Here is an 18,406-nt window from a genome sequence, read left to right as displayed (position 1 = left end):
TTGTCATTGGTTATTAGTCAGGAATGATCGCCTTCATGACATCTTGCATTTTTTTCTCATAAGCAAGTGGACCATTCGTGATCCATACATCACCGCGGACTTCATAGACATGACCTTGTTTAACCGCGGGGATCGTCTTCCATAACTTGCTTTCTTTAAGCTCCGTAGCCTGTTCTTCTCGTCCTTCATCAACAGCGAGGAAAATATAGTCTGCGTCGATCTGTGGAATAGTTTCCATCGAGATGGCTTGGATGTCCATATCCTCTCCCCATGCCAACTTGCGTACAATCGGGGCAGGCTCTAATCCAAAGTCGCCATATAATGCTGTGCCTACCTGACCTCCGGGACCGCCATATAATCGAAGTTCTTTACTGGCATGAATGCGAATCATAGCGGCTGTTTTGCCTTTAGCGGCGACCTGTAATTGCTCTTTGGCAAGCTTCGTTTCTGCTTCACGCTTCTTGATTACGTCTTGTGCTTGTTCTGTCTTTCCGAGTAGATCAGCTACAGTAAGCAAGTTCTTTTTCCAGTTCTGCGGGTATTGAATTTCACTACCTGTAAATACATAGGTGGGAGCAATTTTAGACAATTTCTCATACGTACCGCCATCTGCCCAACCTTGGAAGCCCAGAATAATGAGATCTGGCTGCGCCGCCATGATTGCTTCAAAGTTAAAGGCAGCTGTATCGAGCTTCGGTACATCTTTTAAATAATCCTCAAGATAGGTCTGATAATAGGTTCCGCTTGAGTATTGCATAATTGGTTTAACACCAAGTGCACTCATCTCGTCTTCGACGAATAATCCAAGAACGCGCTGAGGTTCGGCGGGTACTTCAATTTTTCCAAGGATATGCTCCACAGTACGCAGCCCTGTAGATGTACTTGCAGAAGACGTCGGTGTTTGTTCTGTTTGTACCGCCCCAGTCTCCTCCTTCACAGTTCCCCCGCCGCATGCAGTAAGTACGAAGATAAGCACAAAGATCATGCTAATTATAGAAAATCCTTTTTTAGTAAATGTCATTCATCTGCCACTCCTTCTACTGATATCTATTCTCATTTAGGTGCTTTGCTTATCTTAAGTAGGAGGACGGATTAATTCAATGGACTTTTGAGTAAAAATGATCCTTTTTCGAAATATGTCTTAAATATACATTTAACAAGAGACGGCTCGTTAATGAATTAAAAAAGCATATTTCCTTTAGTTTAAACTCAATAAAATGGTACTATTAACCAATGAACGTTTTTAAGTCAGCGAGGAGTTGGACACCATTTTGGAATTTATCTGGGCTTTAGTGATCTCAATTATAAGTTTAATTGTCGTTCTTATCTTTGCTGCCATTGTACGGTATGCGATAGATTCATCCAAAACATCGAAAAAGCTGGATGTACTAATTAAAGAAGTGCACTATCTAAAAACTGAAATTAAAAAATTGCAACACCATAAGCAGCAAGATGGTAGCAAGCATATTATCGATGAGAAAGTATAGATGAACGACACGACTTGAAATTTTTCTGAGAAGGGAACAGACCATGATGAAACCACAGGGAAACGTACAAGCTGTTTTTATAGACAGAGATGGAACAATTGGTGGTACAGGTCATTTTATTCATCCGAGAGATTTCAGATTATACCCCAATGCTCAAGAAGCAATTATGCGTTTGAAACGAGAAGGAATTATGGTGCTGGCTTTTACGAATCAATATCGAATTTCTCGTGGAGAAGTAAGTGTTGAGGATTTTGAAGAGCAATTTCGCGAGTATGGATTTGATCACTCCTATATATGTCCGCATGAGCAAGAATGCAGTTGCAGAAAGCCCAAACCCGGAATGTTATTACAGGCATCAGAGGAACTCGGTCTGGATTTATCCAAATGCATCGTTATTGGAGATGTAGGAGATACAGACATGCTTGCTGCCCATGCCGTAGGAGCGACCAAGATCATGGTGAGAACAGGCTGGGGGGAATCTTCATTAACCAAATTCAGAGACAAATGGACGGAGACCGAACCTGATTATATTGCAGAGGATATTTGGGATGCCGTACAATGGATCATTCATGGAAGGGAATTTAGATATTGAGGAGAACCGTATGTTAATTAATCCAACGATAAATGAGATCAATAACTTATTCAAGATGCATCATATCAACGAAGAAATATCTGAAATTCAAAGTTTGTCAGGTACCACAGCTGGACGTGTTTATCGGTTGAGTACGAGTCTGAATAAGCACTATATTCTGAAATCAGATGAATCCCAACAGATTCACATCGCCCAGCAGTTTTTGGATACGTATAAGAATTCTTCGTTATTGCCTGAAGTTTTGTTCACTGATCCGGATAATACTTATTTTATTTATACGTATATGGAAGGTACGACCCATTTCAATCGGGGACAGAAGAAAGACTGGTTAACTCATCTGGTGAAAGAGTTATTCAATACATATGTGCGTTCTTCAGATACGAAATCATGGGGCAGAATAGAGTTCCCGCAGAGGACATGGAAAGAATTCAATCAGATTAGTATTCATGAAGCAAAGATAAATATCGGAAGTATTTTAACGACAGATGATTATAATTTGGTTCAATCCAAAGTGGATCGCCTCTTTCATGAGGAAGAAGAGAAGTTTCTTTTACATGGCGATACGGGGGTTCATAATTTTGTATATGATCAAAATGAACTCATCGGCGTTATTGACCCATCTCCAATGGTTGGACCTATCCTCTATGATTTCTTGTATGCTTTTAGCTCTTCGCCGGATGATATCAACACCGAAACATTATTTGCTACGTTCGAACTTTTAGAGCAAGTAGATATGGATAAATCCAGATTGATAGAGGAAGCTCTGGTCCATCTATATTGCCGAATTGGGCTGAGTAACAAGCATCATCCTGATGATCTGCCTGAGTATTTGAAGGCTTGGCATGAATGGAAGCGATTATGTCAGGAACTTTGAACTAACAAACTTTTTACAGCTATCGTAAATGCCTTAGATCAGACTATACAAGACAGGAGAGATATCACAAGTTGGATAACAAAAGTAGTTTGAATCGTCCGAATGCTTGGACGACCTCCGATGTACTTCATGGCGACTTACTTGCCAGTAAAGAACTTATCTATGACAAGTGTGGCTTTATCTGCTCACAACCACATGAAGAAGCACAAAATGCTGAATACGGGGCGTATGTGTTCACCTTAAATTCTCTCTCCATTCGATTTCGCGTCGCCAAAACCACGCCAACCAAGATCGGACAATTTGTTACCCTGTGGCAGCGTAGTGAGGATGGATCGACACAGCCATATGATGTATCAGATCCAGCAGATATGTATGTCATTAGTACGCGCTTAGGTAGCCATTTTGGCCAATTTGTATTTCCGAAACATGTATTGTTACAGCGAGATATCGTATCGGATCAAGGCAAAGGTGGCAAGCGCGCCATACGTGTATATCCGCCTTGGGACAAGCCAACAAGTAAGCAGGCTCTAAAAACGCAGCAATGGCAACTGGAGTGTTTTTTGGAATTACCTTTTACTGAACCGTTAAACTGTGATCAAGCCCGGGCACTTATGATAAACCATTATAATTACCTATGATTTAGGAGTGTGGTCATGATCGTATTAACGTCAGCAATAGCATTTACCATCCTGATCCTAATCGTGATTCTCTTTCAGGTTGCTTTAGCGGTAGGTGTGCCCTGGGGAGAGTACGCCATGGGAGGAAAGTTTCCCGGGAAATATCCCGTTTCCATGCGTTTTGCTTGCATATTCCAGATTGCAATTTTGGCATTCATGTGTATCATTGTTCTGAGTAAAGCAGGATTGCTTTGGCCTCAGTGGTCTGTTTTTGCAGAGACAGCGATGTGGTTTATCGTCGCGTATTTAGTACTTGGGACGATTTTGAATCTGATTACGAGAAGTGTATGGGAACGAAGAATCTGGGCGCCCGTAACGTTGTTGATGCTGATAACGAGTATAATGGTTGCCATTACATAACATAGCGTTGAAATATTGATTACAGATTGAAAGAGGTGATTCCATTGGTAAATCCATAAACGGAGAAAAATCCATGTATTAGCTTGAATAAACATGCGGTTTTTCTCTGCCTATGATATGAAAATACTCATATAGAGGAGAAGAATTGACATGTTAAATCAATTAAGCGATTCCATTTATTATATGTCCAACGATAATGATAGAGAAAGACCGGTACTAGGCTTGGTGTGTGGGGAAAAACATAGTCTGGTGATTGATGGTGGAAATTCAGTTCAACATGCCAGAGACTTTATCGAGGAGATTCGATGCTTAGATGTGCCGCCCGTTCAGTATGTGGTTATTTCTCATGCGCATTGGGATCATTTTTTGGGAATGAATGAATTCGGTGCGACGATCATCGTTAATCGGTTGACAGAACAGCGGTTGAACGAATGGAGATCTTACTCCTTCGATGATCAGTCACTTCGCAAGTATGTAGATGCCAATATAATCAGCGCGCATTGTATGGAAATTATACAGGCGGAAATCCCGAGGAGAGAATCATTTCTACTAGATAAGCCCGGTATCGTCTTTAAAGATTCCCTCCAGATTGATCTGGGGAACAAGCTCTGTATGCTGGAGAGGATTCAGAGTACGCACACGGATGATTCAACAATAGTTTATATTCCGGAAGAGAAGACTATTTTTCTCGGAGATAGTCCTTATGGAACAACAACGGATAAAATGTTTCATTTTAAACAATCCTTGCTTAACCACATGATACAAGATATCCAGATGTATGATGCAGAGCATTTCATTCTCGGACACGAGTCTATCTGTGATCTGGAAGAGATGGATGTATTCTGGAGAGAGCTTACAACCATTAGCAGAGCGGTGACATCTACTTCCTTGGAGCAGGCGATAACATCTTTTGAAAAGGAACAGCTGCGGGAGCCTAATGGGAATGAACTCTTCTTCTTGAAAGCATTTGTTAATGATCAACTGTTACAGGCACAGAAGAAATAGATGGACAGTTCGAAAGTAACTTAATACTGTGACTTTTAGATTGGTAATGCGGTTTATAAGGTCAAAGTTTCTTAAAGAGAATTTGATTTTGGATCGAAGAGCCCTGGCATATGTGCTAGGGTTCTATTATCCGAAAGGAGGGGAAGTATTGCGCAGCTCCAGATTCACACCGTATTTAAGTTTTATAGGTTTTGGTTTAGTATTTCTGACTTTGAGTGTGAATGTAAGCTTTAAGCTAGGAATGGAGAAAGGTTTGGATGAAGGTTCCCTTATGCTGTTGTCAGTTGCTAATGCAGTGTTACTGGTATATCCATTGGCATGGGGAGTATTTGCTATACTTGAGTTCTACATGTTGTGGAAAGAAAAACAAAAGATGAAGTCCGAGCTGGAACGCGGAAAAATGAACAAAGAAGATTTCTTGGATCAGATCAAGAAAGTTAAGACCAGTTTGGGAATCAATATCAGTTATATTGTCATCCTGTTGTTTCAGCTAGGATACGTCATTATAAACTGGGACGAGGTTAATGTTTAGACTTCTGACCGACCTTTCCTGATTTTGAATAGAAACATACATAACATTTAGGAGGAACATTCATTGAAAGCATTATCGATCGTCAGTCTTATTTGGTACGTACTTAATTTTTTATTAATAGCAGTTTTTTTAGATGGTTCGCAAGAAGGTGCGGAGGTAGCGGCAGTTTTGGGACTTCTGGCTGTCCTGTATGGTCTGCTTTTCTCAATTCTAGCTCTAATCATATCTAGCAAGAGAAAAAAGACCCCTGTGAATGTTCATGAACAACTGCTACAGTTGGGTGAATTAAAAGAGAAAAATATCATATCAGAATATGAATTTGATCAGAAGAAAGAGAAATTACTCTCCAAATACAAGTAATTCAGAGTCTTGCGACAAGGTAAAGGTTATTCCATTTTCTATTTGTGCAAAAAGCTGAACTTCTATAAACAAAAACAGGGCGTTCCCTTCAACGGGAATCTGCCCTGTTTTTGATATAACTATATTTTGTTATACAGATATCAATGGTGATGATGCGCATGGGCATCTGGTGCGTCACCTTTGACGGTACATAGTACCGAGGTGTCATGCAGATGTTTCTCGGACTCCACTTGGAGCGTCACATGTTTGATTTCTTTATGTTCCAGCATATGTTCAATCTTCTGAACCAGGATCTCGGATGCATAAACATCCATCGTTCCATCGACCACGATATGTGCGGTCAGCGCGTTCAAGTTACTGGTAATGGACCAGACATGTACATCATGAACGCCTTTGACGCCATCGACTTGTTTGATGGTCTGCACCAGTTCATTCACATCCACATTGGCCGGTGTACCTTCCATCAAGATATGCAGAGATGATTTGGTGACATAGAACCCACTACGCAATACCAACGCCGCGACAATTACACTCGCCAGTGGATCAGCCCAACCCCAGCCAAAGAACATCATGAGCAGTGCCGCTGCAATGGCCCCAACCGATCCCAGCATGTCGCTGATAACATGGAGATAAGCGCCACGCATATTCAGGTTTTTCTCCGTATCGCTGCCACGCATCATGATCCAGGCCACCAGAATATTGATGAGTAATCCAATGACGCTGATGATTAACATGCCTACGGTTGCGACTTCTGGAGGGTTGATAAATCGACCAATCGCTTCGTAGAAAATGTAGAGTGCAATGGCGATTAACGTAATTCCGTTTAACGTGGCGGCCAAAATTTCAAATCTTCTATACCCGTACGTTTTGCCAGTATTCACCGCTTTTTCACCAAAAGTGAACGCCAGCAAGGCAATCCCGAGTGCAATGGAGTCGGACAACATATGTCCTGCATCCGAGATGAGTGCGAGACTGTTGGTGATGAATCCACCAATGGCTTCAACGATCATATAGATGGTAATAATAATGAAGGAAAATAACAGCACTTTCTTGTTATTGGTGGTGTGAGCGTGGTCGTGTCCATGATCGTGCCCTTGGTTCTGATTTTGATGATGTCCAGACATATAAATCCTCTCCTTTGGAGCGAAGCTCCGTTATGTAATATGATATCTACTGTGGCTATAAATGATATTTAGCGATGGTTACTCACCAACAAATGAATATATGAGCGCTTGTTCATATGTTATGAATTTATTATAGTTGTGCCTCTTAGTAGTGTCAACCAAATTTAAGAAAATATAAACATGTCGAGTGTATCTCCATGCATGTGCTGGCGAATGAGATTGCTTTTATGCTACCATCTGTGCAGGATCAAAGTGAGATGTACTCGTTACATAGAAGGGCGGACAACCTTATGAAACATCTGCTGCTGGCAGACGATGATGCCAATATTCGAGCACTCCTGCGGCATGTCATGACCAAGGAAGGGTATCGGGTCCATGAAGCGCAGGATGGATTGGAAGCGGTCAAACTGATGCAAGAAACGCCGATCGATCTGGCGATCCTTGATGTCATGATGCCAGGCATGGATGGACTGGAGTTATGTGATTACATTCGGCAGCATTACGACATTCCAATTATGTTGCTGACGGCACGAGATCAGCTATCCGACAAGAGAGATGGTTATTTGAAAGGAACAGATGAATATGTGACCAAGCCATTTGAACCGGAAGAATTAGTCTACCGGGTAAAGGCGTTATTTCGTCGGTACCATCGCACATCCAGCGATATCATCCGCATGAACCGAATCGTCATTGACCGTAACAATGTGGAGGTTACCGATGGGCAATCCATTCTCTTTTTGCCAATGAAAGAATTTGAATTACTCTCACAACTTGCGCAGTTTCCGGGGCGTTTGTTCTCACGGGATGAACTCATTCGGCTCGTCTGGGGAGCAGATTACGAAGGAGATGACCGTACCGTTGATGTGCACATCAAGCGGCTGCGTGATCGTTTTGCGGATTATACGGACGATTTTGTCATTCAGACTGTGCGGGGCATTGGTTACAAGATGGAGGTGAAAGTACCTTGAGGACCTTGTACGTCCGGGTATTCCTCATTACGATTGCGGTGATTATGGTCAGCGGCATGCTCGGTTTTCTTTTGTCCAACATCTACTATCATACGAAGCTCAAGGATTTTAATGATGAGAAGCTGGTGGGCATCGCGACGCAAATGAAGCAATTTGTGGAACAGCAACCCGGCACGATGGAGCAGTATCTGAACAATGCCGCCGCACTCGGGTACGAAATCTATGTGACGGATGGAAAAGGCAACAACCGATTCTACGGCCGCGAATTCCGTGAGAAAGATCTGGACAAGCAAGCTGTAGAACTGGTGCTGAATGGTGAGGTGTACCATGGCGTCGCCCAGTTTCCAAGCAAACCGTTCATTACCGGGTTCTTCGATAATCAATTAAGCAATACCGTGGGTATTCATCTACAGCTAGGCAATGCGAATTACGCTCTCTTTATGCGTCCGGATGTAATTCTGCAATTCGGTGAGCTGCGGATCTTTTTTGCGCTGATTGGAGCATTGACGGTGGGTATTAGTATTCTGATCTTTCTGATCAGTACCCGCTATCTGGTCAATCCCATTGAACGTCTGTCCGAGGCGACCAAGCGCATTGCGCAAGGAAAATATAATCTGAAATTGCCTACCGCAAGGCGGGATGAGATTGGTCAACTGGCCCAGCATTTCATGACCATGAGTCGTGAATTGGAAAGGGTAGATCAGGCGCGACAGCAGTTTGTATCGAATGTATCGCATGAGATTCAATCACCGCTGACCTCGATTCAGGGTTTTGCCCAATTGGTGGGGGATCGGGATCTGCCTGAACAGGAACGGGAGCACTATGCATCGATCATTGAGGAAGAGAGCCGTCATCTCTCTTTGCTCAGCAAACAACTGCTGCTCCTGTCCTCCCTTGAACAAGGCAACGAAGATCTGAGCAAAGTAAAGTTCTCTCTGCGAGATCAATTCCGGCAAGCGGTTCAGGTGTTGCAATGGCAACTCGAAGAAAAAGAACTGCTGCTTCGGATTTCGGTGCCCGAATCCATCCAGCTAGTAGGCAATGAAGTGCTGCTCATGCAAGTTTGGATGAATCTGCTGGGCAATGCGGTGAATCATCTGCCACAGGGAAGAAGCATCGAGATTCACGCGGAGCAGATGGATAACCAGTGCGTGATTCAGATTCGGGATACAGGAGACGGGATTGCTGCGGAGCATCTGCCTTTCCTGTTCGATCGATTCTATCGGGTGGATCGTGCGCGTGAACGTTCTTCCGGACGAACCGGGCTTGGACTTGCCATTGTGCAGAAAATTATCCGAATTCATGACGGTACGATCGAGGTTTCCAGTTCACCTGAGGGTACGTTCTTCACCGTGACACTTCCGCAGATGTAATCTGTTATTCATTTTCCGTTCATTTTCGCCTCCTATACTTAGGTTATCAAGAGGGAGGTCACAGAACATGTACTTGGCTATTCGGGAAATGAGGTATGCCAAAGGGCGCTATGCCTTAATTGCTACAATCATGGTACTGGTTTCATTTCTGGTACTGTTTGTTACAGGTCTTGCACAGGGGCTGGCGTATGATAACGCAGCTTCGGTCAAAAATATGGCAGCAACCCACTTTGTGCTGGAGCAGGATTCGAATCATCGGTTTACCCGGTCACAAGTGGATCAGGATCAGCTTAATCAAGCTCGCTCCGAAGTGGGGCAAGAGAACGCTGAGCCACTCGGTGTGAAAATGACAACCGTCAGTCCAACCGGCGACACAAAAAAGATTGATGTCACGCTGTTCATGGTGAACCCGGAAGGCTGGCTCGCTCCAACGGTTACCGAAGGATCTACGATTACAGATCAGACGAACGGGCAGGTTGTAGTGGACCAAAAGTTGTCTGAATCCGGCGTCACAATTGGCACCGTCCTGGTTGATCAAGCTTCGGGAACGGAGTGGACTGTGGGTGGATTTGTTCAAAATGAGTCCTTCAGTCACTCCCCGGTGGTATTCCTGAATGAACAGGAATGGCTTACGCTTCAAGGAGGTTCACGAACTTCGCAAGGTTCAGCCGACACCAATGCTAATGCTCCTGTGTACAATGCCATTGCGATTAAGGGTGCAGGCGATCAGCTAGACCGCCTGAGTGCTGCAATGCCTAATACGGAAGTCATCACGAAGTCGGATGCCGTATCGGCTATTCCTGGTTATAAGGAAGAACAGGGATCGTTGCTTATGATGATCGCTTTTCTATATGTCATCTCGGCGTTTGTGCTTGCGGTATTCTTCTACGTCATCACGATTCAGAAAACGAGTCAGTTCGGCATATTGAAAGCCATCGGAACTCGGAATGCTTATCTGGCGGGTAGCGTTTCTTTACAAGTCTTGGTCTTGTCAGTTGGTAGTCTGGTCATTAGCGTACTGTTGGTTCGACTGTTCGAGTCCATTCTACCAGCATCGATGCCATTTCAATTAGGCTTGTCCACCCTCGCTCTGACCTGTGTGTTATTCATTCTCATGTCTGTGGCGGGTTCGTTATTCTCGGTGTGGAAGGTTACCAAAATTGATGCACTTGATGCGATTGGGAGGACAGCAGCATGAGAAACCGATTGGTATTACAGGGAATTACACAGACCTTTGAAGATGGCGGCAGCAAACGGACGATTCTGGACAAGTTGGACCTTGAAGTTGCTGAAGGGGAACTTGTGGCTGTGATGGGGCCTTCCGGCTCGGGCAAAAGTACATTCTTGTCCATTGCTGGTGCACTTCTTGAGCCAACGGAAGGAAAGGTTCTACTGGATGGGGCTTCTATTATGGGCAAAAGCAAACAGGAGATATCCGATGTGCGATTACAGCAGCTCGGTTTTATTTTTCAAAGTGCTAACCTCATTCCGTATCTGAAAGTAGAAGAACAACTCATGGTCGTTGCAAAGCTCGCCGGAACGGATAAAAACAAGGCGGAGAAACGAGTAGATGAGCTGTTGGATACGGTAGGCTTGACCCATCGGCGGAAGGCGTATGCGGAGAAGCTGTCTGGAGGAGAACGTCAGCGGGTCGCCATTGCACGGGCGTTGATGAACGATCCAGCTGTCCTGCTCGCGGATGAACCAACAGCCAGTCTGGATGCGGAACGTGGGCTGGATATTGTCGGCATGATTGCACGGCTCGTGAAAGAGCAGGGCAAGAGTGCAGTGATGGTTACGCATGATGAGCGGATCTTGCCGCTCTGTAGCCGGGTTCTTTTTTTGGAAAATGGGAAACTGGTGCAGCATTAGAAGGAGCATGGTCTGAGAGTCTGGAGAGAATACTGATCCAAGGCTTAAGGGCAGAGAGCGTAAGGTGAGGGTCACGTATTCCCGTTGGGGAGGTGGCCTTCTTTCTGTGTTTTCGACTATAATTGGAAGAATAGTGGAATTAGATAGAGAGGAACGGATGCGGATGAGTAGCTTGAGTGCGGAACTATTTCCGGCGCTGAGTACGTCGATTCATTGGGGAATTATTGAGGCGGAGTTCAGATTGCACGACATCGTGGATGAAACGCTGGTGAGCAATATTAGCATCATTCCGTTTGTCGGGGATCAATGTGTCGTCTTTCAACTGGATAATGGAGACTGGGAGCTGCAACAGTATTTTTATAAAATGGAACAGGAATGATTCTGAAAACTCTGACTTGGGAGTGATATCTTATGCAGGAACTGTTTAAGAAGATCATCAATACAGACCTCAAACCCTTATTTGCCAAACACGGCTATTCCAAGAAAAATCTGAATTTCTACAAAGCGGATGGAAACCTCGCATACAAGTTCAACATTCAAAAAGCAAAGTATAACACCACTAGTCAAGTCCAGTTTTATGTTAATTGTGGTGTTCATTCCACCGAGCTTGCGGAGTTGCAGTCCGTTGGATTGAATGGAGACATATCGGAGGACATATCTCATTTCACCTGCCGAATCAGAGAAATAGCCCCTTCCGCTCCGGCCCACTATACCTTAACGCCTGATATCGATCCAGACGCTTTATCGAAAGAACTGGTGTCGCATTTGGAAGAGGGCATGTCATTCCTACACTCACTAACAGGGGCCAGAGATATAGTTCATTATTATATGGACAAGACAGCGCTACATTTAAGCGAAGTAAGCTTCCGCTTCCTGCTAAAAGCCGGCGATACGGAAGAAGCCAAGCATTATTTACAGCAACTGCACGCCAAATACGGAGCCGAAAAGCGCTGGACGATATTAGAAAAGAAATATGCAGCCGTTTTTTCCGAGTACGGAATGTAAGCTTTGCTCCAGACAAATAGCCAAAATGAGAGGGGATAACATATGAACGATACTCAATATAATTTAAATTTTGAGAAACTGTGTAATGAATTACAGCTTGGTGAATTGATCAGTTCGCCCAAACCGATTTCAGGTGGACTTCTTCATCGAATGTACGCTATCGAAACCACGCAAGCTAATTATGCAGTTAAGGCATTGAATCCCCAGATCATGATAAGACCTGCTGCTGTGCAAAATTATATGGATTCAGAAAAAATAGCAAACGTGGTAGCTGAACATATCCATGCTCAACCTGCAAAAAGGTTAAAGGGTGCTTCTATGCATAACATTGATAATCAATTCTATCTAATTTTTGATTGGATTGAGGGGCAACGCTTGGAACAAGATGAAGTTACTATCAATAACAGTTCTCTGATGGGAACGATCCTTGCAGATATCCATAAAACGGATTTTAGACAACTAGAATTGGATAGTTCACAGGCGACTAATTCTAAAAAAATAGATTGGATGTTTTATCTGAACAAAGGAAAAAATGAGAATTCGGAATGGATTAAGATTTTGGACTCCAATATGGATAAGCTGTATGAGTGGAGCATGAAAGCTAAGAATTCATCTTCAATGCTAGCATCCGATAATGTTATTAGTCACAGAGATCTGGAGCCTAAGAATGTGATGTGGAGACAAGACATTCCTATTATTATAGATTGGGAATCGGCAGGTTATATTAATCCGATGCATGATCTGGTAGAAACAGCTGTGTATTGGTCAGTAGATAGCTCTGGAAGTATAAACGAGGAAAAGTTCTTGGCTTTTATAGGTGGATATAAGAAGCGAGTGGGGAGTCTAACAGCCAATTGGGAAGTGGTTCTGGATATTGGTTTTGCTGGAAAGTTGGACTGGCTCGAGTATAGTCTTAAACGGTCACTGTGGATTGAATGTACGGACATAGAGGAACAGTTATTAGGAACATCACAAGTCATTAGGACTTTAGAGGCTTTGAAACAATACGAAAATATGATTTCAGATATTAAGAACTGGTTGAATACTTAATCCAGGAGGGGATGCCCACATGGCAAACGATAAAGGAACACTCAGAACATGCGAACAAGGACATTCGTATTATAAAAAAGTGATTGCCCAACCTGTCCGACGTGCGAAGCTGAACGTAAACCGACAGAGGGATTTCTAGCCTTATTGTCAGCTCCCGCCAGACAGGCCTTGGAGAGTGAAGGCATCACAACACTACTGCAACTTGCGGAGTACACTGAGAAAGAGATCCTGAAACTTCACGGAATCGGGCCATCTGCCATGCCCAAACTGCGAAGCGCTTTGGAAGAAGAGGGATTGTCTTTTAAGAAATAACTCTCATTACTCCTTTCCTTTAATCCACAACGGAAGTAATCTCCTTCATCGTTACCTGATAAAACAATTTACTCTGAACGAACATACCTCGTTTTCTTTCGGGGATCTGATTCATCAGCAGCACATAGACAAGGCCATCACCGCCCCACTGGGTGGAAACGATTTCGAAGCCCTCGACATAGTTTGAAATGTTGGCAAAAGGCAAAAGTTTTACTTTGGGATTGGGCATATCCATATCCTCCTTCGTAGTCGAAATGCAGAGTCACCACCCGCATCTGTATAAGAGGATTATGACGTACGTGTACTTTACTGAACATGGCGGAAGTATAGCGAAGGCCTTCTTTGCTTTCACAGTGAATGAGTACGATGTTTTGAAATGGCTGCTTCGTCCTTGACACGTGTAGTACAATAAGGAAGTTGTGTAAAATTCTATATAAGAGGAGGGCGGAGAGATCGCTATAAGTAGAGTGTGACAATACATACAACGCACGTGAAGTAAGGGGTAAGTATCACCCGTAGATTCAATTTGAAATTACGAGGAAGACTCATCTCAGAAAAACAAAACTGGTTAAGGAAGTGTTACGAGGTGGAACCACATATTCAAGAGCAAAAGACAGACTACCGTCCACTAGGCGTATCGGGTTTAGGGGGTTGGCTGATTCTCATCCAGATTGGATTATTTGTTACGGTAATTCTACTTGCAGTGCAATTATTTCAGCAGATAATCCCCACATTCACAACTGAGACTTGGGAAATGCTAACTTCCAAACAATCAGACTATTATCACCCATTGTGGGGTCCAGTACTTATTTTTGAGATGGTGTACAATACGCTGTTTTTATTATTCAGTGGATATACAATTTTTGCGTTTTATAGCAAGAAAGCAATATTACCCCGTCTGATGATCATCTTCTATGGTCTCAGTCTGATTGTTGGCATTATTGATTACCTATTATTGCTCCAGATTCCGTTAGCAAAAGAATTGGAAGATGGAAGCTCGATCAGAGAAATTGCTAAATCTGTCATCACTTGCGCCATCTGGATTCCTTATTTTATCAAATCCGAGCGAGTTCATAACACATTTGTGAGATGAATGGTAAGCAGGAAATGCCCGATCTTGGATAGAAGCTATCTGAGGTCGGGTTTATTTGATACATACGAAAGTAGTTATAGATGTAAAGTTAACCTGTTCAATGTGAAAAGGAGGAGAGATCTTGAAAATTTATCTGGTAAGGCATGGGATGGACGAGGAAGGATATCGAGGCGGATGGAGTGAGCGTGGACTTACGGAACAGGGGATCAATCAATCCAAGAGACTGGGAGAGCATTTGCATCGTTACGTTGGGGATTACGACATACATACGATCATTAGCAGTGATCTTCCTCGTGTAGTACAGACAACACGGGAAATTGAGAAGAAATTAAATATGCAGGCTAGCTTAATGAAAGATTGGCGGGAGATGAATAACGGAGATTTGGCAGGTATGCTCCATAAGGATGCTGAAGAACATTACCCAGGAGTTTATTTCAACACCCTTGAGATGGATTCCCCTTTTCCGGGAGGAGAAAGCCCAAGGGATTTTTACAACCGGATAAGCACATCTTTCGAGAGTCTTCTTAGAGATATAGAGGAACAAACAGTCAAGTCCAATGTTCTGTTAATTACTCACGGCGGAGTGATTAATATTCTGTATTATCTACTTGAGGAGAGGAAATGGAGCAATAAGTCCAGCTTTTATCCCATGGACAACACCAGTGTACATGCCGTTGAAAAGGGAAGGCATGGTTGGAAACTTAGCAGCGCAAATGTGTTAAGTCATCTAGATTAGTTGTTTACTAGATCAAGAGCTGATAAGTCGACTTAATCAGGAAGTACAGACTCATAGGTTCCAATGTATTACAATGGTATAAAATAGAAGACGGAGGCGATGATATGAGTGATCAACCAATTGAACTGCTGCAACGTTTGAAGTCTTTATCCGGACCATTTCCAACGTGGGATATGGAGCAGTTGCCGGAGCGGCCGGGGAAGCTATTTTTGGAGTGGTTGAGATTGGCGGTTGAGAACGAAGTGAAAGAACCTCATGCCATGACGATCTCCACCGTGGATCACGACGGTTATCCTGATGCGCGGGTGCTGATTTTGAAAAATCTAATCGACGAAACGTTCTATTTTGCCTCCAGTTCGGAGAGTCGAAAAGGACAGCAGTTGAAGGAGAACCCTCATGTGGCTCTCACCTTCTACTGGCCTTCACTTGGAAGACAGATTCGAATAAGGGGAATTGCCGAGGATCAGGGAGATCAAGCGGGCGCTGATGATTTCCGCAAACGTTCAGCAGGAGCGAGAGCAGTTGCCATGACAGGGCATCAGAGTGAGGTTTTGGATCGTGAGGAAGTGCTGGATAGTTCCATCGAAGCTCAGAAAGAAAAGATAAGCCGTGACCCCAGTGTTATTACACCTCATTGGCGTTTATATGCCGTGAATGCACAAGAGGTGGAGTTTTGGCAGGGAGATTCGGAGCGCAAGCATGTACGAGTCCAATATGTGATGCAAGATGGGCAGTGGAAGACACTCCGATTGTGGCCTTGATTTTTAGAACAGATGAGTTAGGCAATACGGACCGAACTACTGTGAGTTTCTTTTTCCTAACAATCTCAATGAGGGTGAGTCTATGAGAACGATTGAAAGCTTCTTCGAACCATTTCCGATGTTGGAAACCGAAAGAACTTTACTCCGGCCTCTTACCTATGATGATCTGGATGATATGTATAGTTATTGCGTTGTACCTGCTGTATCGGAGTTCACTACCTGGGACGCGCATCAGAGCAAAGAAGACACCAAAGCTTTTTTAAATTTTGTCATGAGTCGCTATGAGACGGATCTAATAGGCCCGTGGGGGATTGAAGATAAACACACCAAGAGGCTGATTGGTAGTTGTAACTATCTAGGGTGTGACAGCGATAACAGGAGAGTTGAGCTGGGATATGTATTATCCGATCAATTTTGGAATCAAGGCTACATGACCGAAGTGGTGCAACGAATCATCCAATTTGGATTTGACGAAGTGGGGCTTGAGCGAATCCAGGCCAGATGTTTGGTGAAAAACACAGGTTCCGCCAAGGTCATGGAGAAGGCAGGCATGCAATTCGAAGGTGTGCTGAGGAAATACATGAGGGTGAAAAATGAGCTTCAGGATCTGAAGATGTATGCTATCGTAAAAGAAGACTTCTATACTCGTGTTAAATAAAGAACATATTTTTGATCAAAAGGGCGTGTGTCATTCATCATGCCGGCGAGCCATGAGTTTGCCTATAATCCTGAATTCAACAAGGATGTCATACAATAAAGGGTTCTGGGATTACCTTATATCACATCTGACTGAGATTCAGAAGTTCTATCATATTGCTGCATCGAAAGGTCAAGGTATCGTATTTTATATTGTCTAATTCAATAATTATATGCCAAGCTTTGGCCCATTCCCGATCGTTGAGGATATGGGTTTTATTTTTGCCTTTCCGCAACCAACGTACATAATGTCATATCGTGAACTGGATTCCTTCCGCTATAATCTTCAAGTTATCCAAACGTGGATTGAATGAAGGAACCAGGAGGTACAACGAATTGATAGCCAAAAACAGATATAAATCACTTGAACTGGAAACACCCGGTGTATATGAGCTGGAAGGGCTTGAGGTGGGGGTGACATCGAACTGCAATTATAAATGCGACTATTGCTGCGCTTACAATCGGGATGATGGAGCGTGCATCAATAGTCAGGATGTCATCCGTATTATTAGTGAGCTTCCTCGTCTCAAGAGAGTGCGATTATCCGGAGGAGAAGTAACACTGAAATACCAGGATTGCCTGGAGATTGTGACGTACTGTGCAGCACATGGCATTGATACACAATTGAATAGTAATGCCAGTCTGCTGAACGAAGAACGGATTCTTGCGTTGCGAGATGCAGGCTTGTCCAACATTCATATTTCGTTCAATTATACCGATGCGGAGTCGTATGCTGCGTACTACCGAGTGCATCCTCGCATGTATGAGAGACTGGAGCAGAATATCCGTTTGTGTACTGAAGTCGGTCTGGAGACGGTATTGGAAACGTTACTGTTTGAGGGTAACCAAGCGAACATGCAGGCGATTAGCGATAAGGTGTATGATCTGGGTGTTCGCATCTATGAGATCCAGAACAGCATTAAGATGCCACATACCGATTGGAGTCAAATTGTATCCAGAGAGTCCCTCATTCGATCTGTAACGGAGCTGATTGAACATAAAAAGCCAGATACAACGCTCTATTTCACCTGCATGGATCGGTTCGCTGAACAGTTGAATTTACGTGAACAACCTGGTGTGTATTTCTCGAATTGTGTGGATGGCACGAAACAGCTGCACCTGCACGGCAACGGGGATATCCTCATCTGTGAGTTATGTCATCCTGTCGTGATTGGTAACATCTATAATGGAACGTTGTTGAAGGATATCTATGCCCAGCAGCCCCCGGCGTTAACAGAATTCCTGGAAAAGCGGCCTTGTCCCGCGTACGATGCTCTTTTTGCAGACGCATGACAGGAAGAGTTATTGAAGATATGTGATATGTATGTTGAAAGAGATATGTACACGATAACAGTGACCTTTAGGGTTATATAGATTAAAAATCAAGGTGATCTGATTTCCTTAATAGGAAATCGGATGACCTTTTTTGATTGAACTATTCGTTTACACAATAACGGAGAGGACAGAAAAAACCTGGAAAAGCGAAGCGTTCGCCTCGAAAGCTTTCTGAAGAAAAGCTGCATCGGAAG

At 43.5% G+C, this 18,406-nt stretch carries 23 protein-coding genes and 1 pseudogene; 21 read left to right on the top strand and 3 right to left on the bottom strand.

Translation table 11 applies throughout. From position 1 onward, the window contains the following. Window positions 1–13 precede the first annotated feature (13 nt). A complete protein-coding gene (locus D829_RS31160; protein ID WP_017689823.1) occupies window positions 14–1,021 on the bottom strand; it encodes an ABC transporter substrate-binding protein in 1,008 nt (335 codons plus the stop codon). Between the two features lie 250 nt (window positions 1,022–1,271). On the opposite strand from D829_RS31160, the gene D829_RS0115485 reads away from it, so the two are divergent. The 8 genes from D829_RS0115485 (at window position 1,272) to D829_RS31155 (ending at window position 5,887) form a co-directional block, all read left to right on the top strand. After that, complete coding sequence (locus D829_RS0115485; RefSeq protein ID WP_017689822.1) at window positions 1,272–1,487, top strand: hypothetical protein; 216 nt, start codon at window positions 1,272–1,274, stop codon at window positions 1,485–1,487. Between the two features lie 43 nt (window positions 1,488–1,530). After that, the gene (locus D829_RS0115480) at window positions 1,531–2,079 is read left to right on the top strand and encodes an HAD-IIIA family hydrolase (protein WP_017689821.1); all 549 of its coding nucleotides are present in this window, start codon (window positions 1,531–1,533) and stop codon (window positions 2,077–2,079) included. A gap of 10 nt (window positions 2,080–2,089) precedes the next feature. After that, window positions 2,090–2,953: a phosphotransferase gene (locus tag D829_RS0115475; RefSeq protein ID WP_017689820.1), complete on the top strand. Its 864-nt coding sequence runs from the start codon at window positions 2,090–2,092 to the stop codon at window positions 2,951–2,953. A 71-nt stretch (window positions 2,954–3,024) separates the two neighbouring features. Next, on the top strand, window positions 3,025–3,591 hold the full coding sequence (locus D829_RS0115470) for a MepB family protein (protein WP_017689819.1): 567 nt from the start codon (window positions 3,025–3,027) through the stop codon (window positions 3,589–3,591). A 15-nt stretch (window positions 3,592–3,606) separates the two neighbouring features. Then, complete coding sequence (locus D829_RS0115465; RefSeq protein ID WP_017689818.1) at window positions 3,607–3,990, top strand: hypothetical protein; 384 nt, start codon at window positions 3,607–3,609, stop codon at window positions 3,988–3,990. Window positions 3,991–4,140: 150 nt separating this feature from the next. Continuing rightward, the gene (locus D829_RS0115460) at window positions 4,141–4,995 is read left to right on the top strand and encodes an MBL fold metallo-hydrolase (RefSeq protein ID WP_017689817.1); all 855 of its coding nucleotides are present in this window, start codon (window positions 4,141–4,143) and stop codon (window positions 4,993–4,995) included. 88 nt (window positions 4,996–5,083) lie between these two features. Then, complete coding sequence (locus D829_RS0115455) at window positions 5,084–5,527, top strand: hypothetical protein (RefSeq protein WP_017689816.1); 444 nt, start codon at window positions 5,084–5,086, stop codon at window positions 5,525–5,527. Window positions 5,528–5,590: 63 nt separating this feature from the next. Continuing rightward, the gene (locus D829_RS31155) at window positions 5,591–5,887 is read left to right on the top strand and encodes an SHOCT domain-containing protein (RefSeq protein ID WP_017689815.1); all 297 of its coding nucleotides are present in this window, start codon (window positions 5,591–5,593) and stop codon (window positions 5,885–5,887) included. A gap of 140 nt (window positions 5,888–6,027) precedes the next feature. Here the strand turns inward: D829_RS31155 and D829_RS0115445 are convergent, their stop codons facing one another. Further along, a complete protein-coding gene (locus tag D829_RS0115445; RefSeq protein WP_017689814.1) occupies window positions 6,028–7,011 on the bottom strand; it encodes a cation diffusion facilitator family transporter in 984 nt (327 codons plus the stop codon). Between the two features lie 290 nt (window positions 7,012–7,301). On the opposite strand from D829_RS0115445, the gene D829_RS0115440 reads away from it, so the two are divergent. The 8 genes and pseudogenes from D829_RS0115440 (at window position 7,302) to D829_RS31150 (ending at window position 13,591) form a co-directional block, all read left to right on the top strand. Beyond that, window positions 7,302–7,979: a response regulator transcription factor gene (locus D829_RS0115440; protein WP_026081192.1), complete on the top strand. Its 678-nt coding sequence runs from the start codon at window positions 7,302–7,304 to the stop codon at window positions 7,977–7,979. After that, on the top strand, window positions 7,976–9,352 hold the full coding sequence (locus tag D829_RS0115435) for a HAMP domain-containing sensor histidine kinase (protein ID WP_017689812.1): 1,377 nt from the start codon (window positions 7,976–7,978) through the stop codon (window positions 9,350–9,352). The genes D829_RS0115440 and D829_RS0115435 overlap by 4 nt, the downstream gene beginning before the upstream one ends. A gap of 67 nt (window positions 9,353–9,419) precedes the next feature. Beyond that, complete coding sequence (locus tag D829_RS0115430; protein ID WP_017689811.1) at window positions 9,420–10,550, top strand: ABC transporter permease; 1,131 nt, start codon at window positions 9,420–9,422, stop codon at window positions 10,548–10,550. Next, the gene (locus tag D829_RS0115425) at window positions 10,547–11,224 is read left to right on the top strand and encodes an ABC transporter ATP-binding protein (protein ID WP_017689810.1); all 678 of its coding nucleotides are present in this window, start codon (window positions 10,547–10,549) and stop codon (window positions 11,222–11,224) included. The genes D829_RS0115430 and D829_RS0115425 overlap by 4 nt, the downstream gene beginning before the upstream one ends. 163 nt (window positions 11,225–11,387) lie before the next feature. Next, a complete protein-coding gene (locus D829_RS0115420) occupies window positions 11,388–11,603 on the top strand; it encodes a hypothetical protein (RefSeq protein ID WP_017689809.1) in 216 nt (71 codons plus the stop codon). Window positions 11,604–11,635: 32 nt separating this feature from the next. After that, window positions 11,636–12,229 (top strand): DUF4304 domain-containing protein, encoded by a 594-nt coding sequence (locus D829_RS0115415; RefSeq protein WP_017689808.1) that lies wholly within the window; start codon window positions 11,636–11,638, stop codon window positions 12,227–12,229. Window positions 12,230–12,271: 42 nt separating this feature from the next. Next, complete coding sequence (locus D829_RS0115410) at window positions 12,272–13,279, top strand: phosphotransferase (protein WP_017689807.1); 1,008 nt, start codon at window positions 12,272–12,274, stop codon at window positions 13,277–13,279. A 19-nt stretch (window positions 13,280–13,298) separates the two neighbouring features. Beyond that, a pseudogene (locus D829_RS31150) lies at window positions 13,299–13,591 on the top strand (RNA polymerase alpha subunit C-terminal domain-containing protein). Window positions 13,592–13,610: 19 nt separating this feature from the next. On the opposite strand, the gene D829_RS0115400 reads toward D829_RS31150, so the two are convergent. Next, window positions 13,611–13,820: a hypothetical protein gene (locus D829_RS0115400; RefSeq protein WP_017689804.1), complete on the bottom strand. Its 210-nt coding sequence runs from the start codon at window positions 13,818–13,820 to the stop codon at window positions 13,611–13,613. A gap of 357 nt (window positions 13,821–14,177) precedes the next feature. Here D829_RS0115400 and D829_RS0115395 point away from each other — a divergent pair, with 357 nt between their 5' ends. The 5 genes from D829_RS0115395 to D829_RS0115375 all read left to right on the top strand — a co-directional run bounded on the left by D829_RS0115395 (window position 14,178) and on the right by D829_RS0115375 (window position 18,170). Continuing rightward, entirely contained in the window at window positions 14,178–14,684 is a 507-nt protein-coding gene (locus D829_RS0115395) for a DUF2569 domain-containing protein (RefSeq protein ID WP_017689803.1), read from the top strand. 121 nt (window positions 14,685–14,805) lie between these two features. After that, on the top strand, window positions 14,806–15,420 hold the full coding sequence (locus D829_RS0115390) for a histidine phosphatase family protein (RefSeq protein ID WP_017689802.1): 615 nt from the start codon (window positions 14,806–14,808) through the stop codon (window positions 15,418–15,420). 104 nt (window positions 15,421–15,524) lie between these two features. Next, complete coding sequence (locus D829_RS0115385) at window positions 15,525–16,181, top strand: pyridoxal 5'-phosphate synthase (RefSeq protein WP_017689801.1); 657 nt, start codon at window positions 15,525–15,527, stop codon at window positions 16,179–16,181. An 82-nt stretch (window positions 16,182–16,263) separates the two neighbouring features. Continuing rightward, window positions 16,264–16,839 (top strand): GNAT family protein, encoded by a 576-nt coding sequence (locus D829_RS0115380; protein WP_017689800.1) that lies wholly within the window; start codon window positions 16,264–16,266, stop codon window positions 16,837–16,839. A gap of 374 nt (window positions 16,840–17,213) precedes the next feature. Then, window positions 17,214–18,170 carry a radical SAM protein gene (locus D829_RS0115375; protein WP_017689799.1) on the top strand — a complete coding sequence of 319 codons (957 nt, stop codon included), beginning with the start codon at window positions 17,214–17,216 and terminating at the stop codon, window positions 18,168–18,170. Window positions 18,171–18,406 lie beyond the last annotated feature (236 nt).

Origin of the sequence: Paenibacillus sp. PAMC 26794 (assembly GCF_000316035.1) — a bacterium.
GTDB lineage: Bacteria > Bacillota > Bacilli > Paenibacillales > Paenibacillaceae > Paenibacillus.
This window is presented reverse-complemented; position numbering and strand designations above follow the sequence as displayed.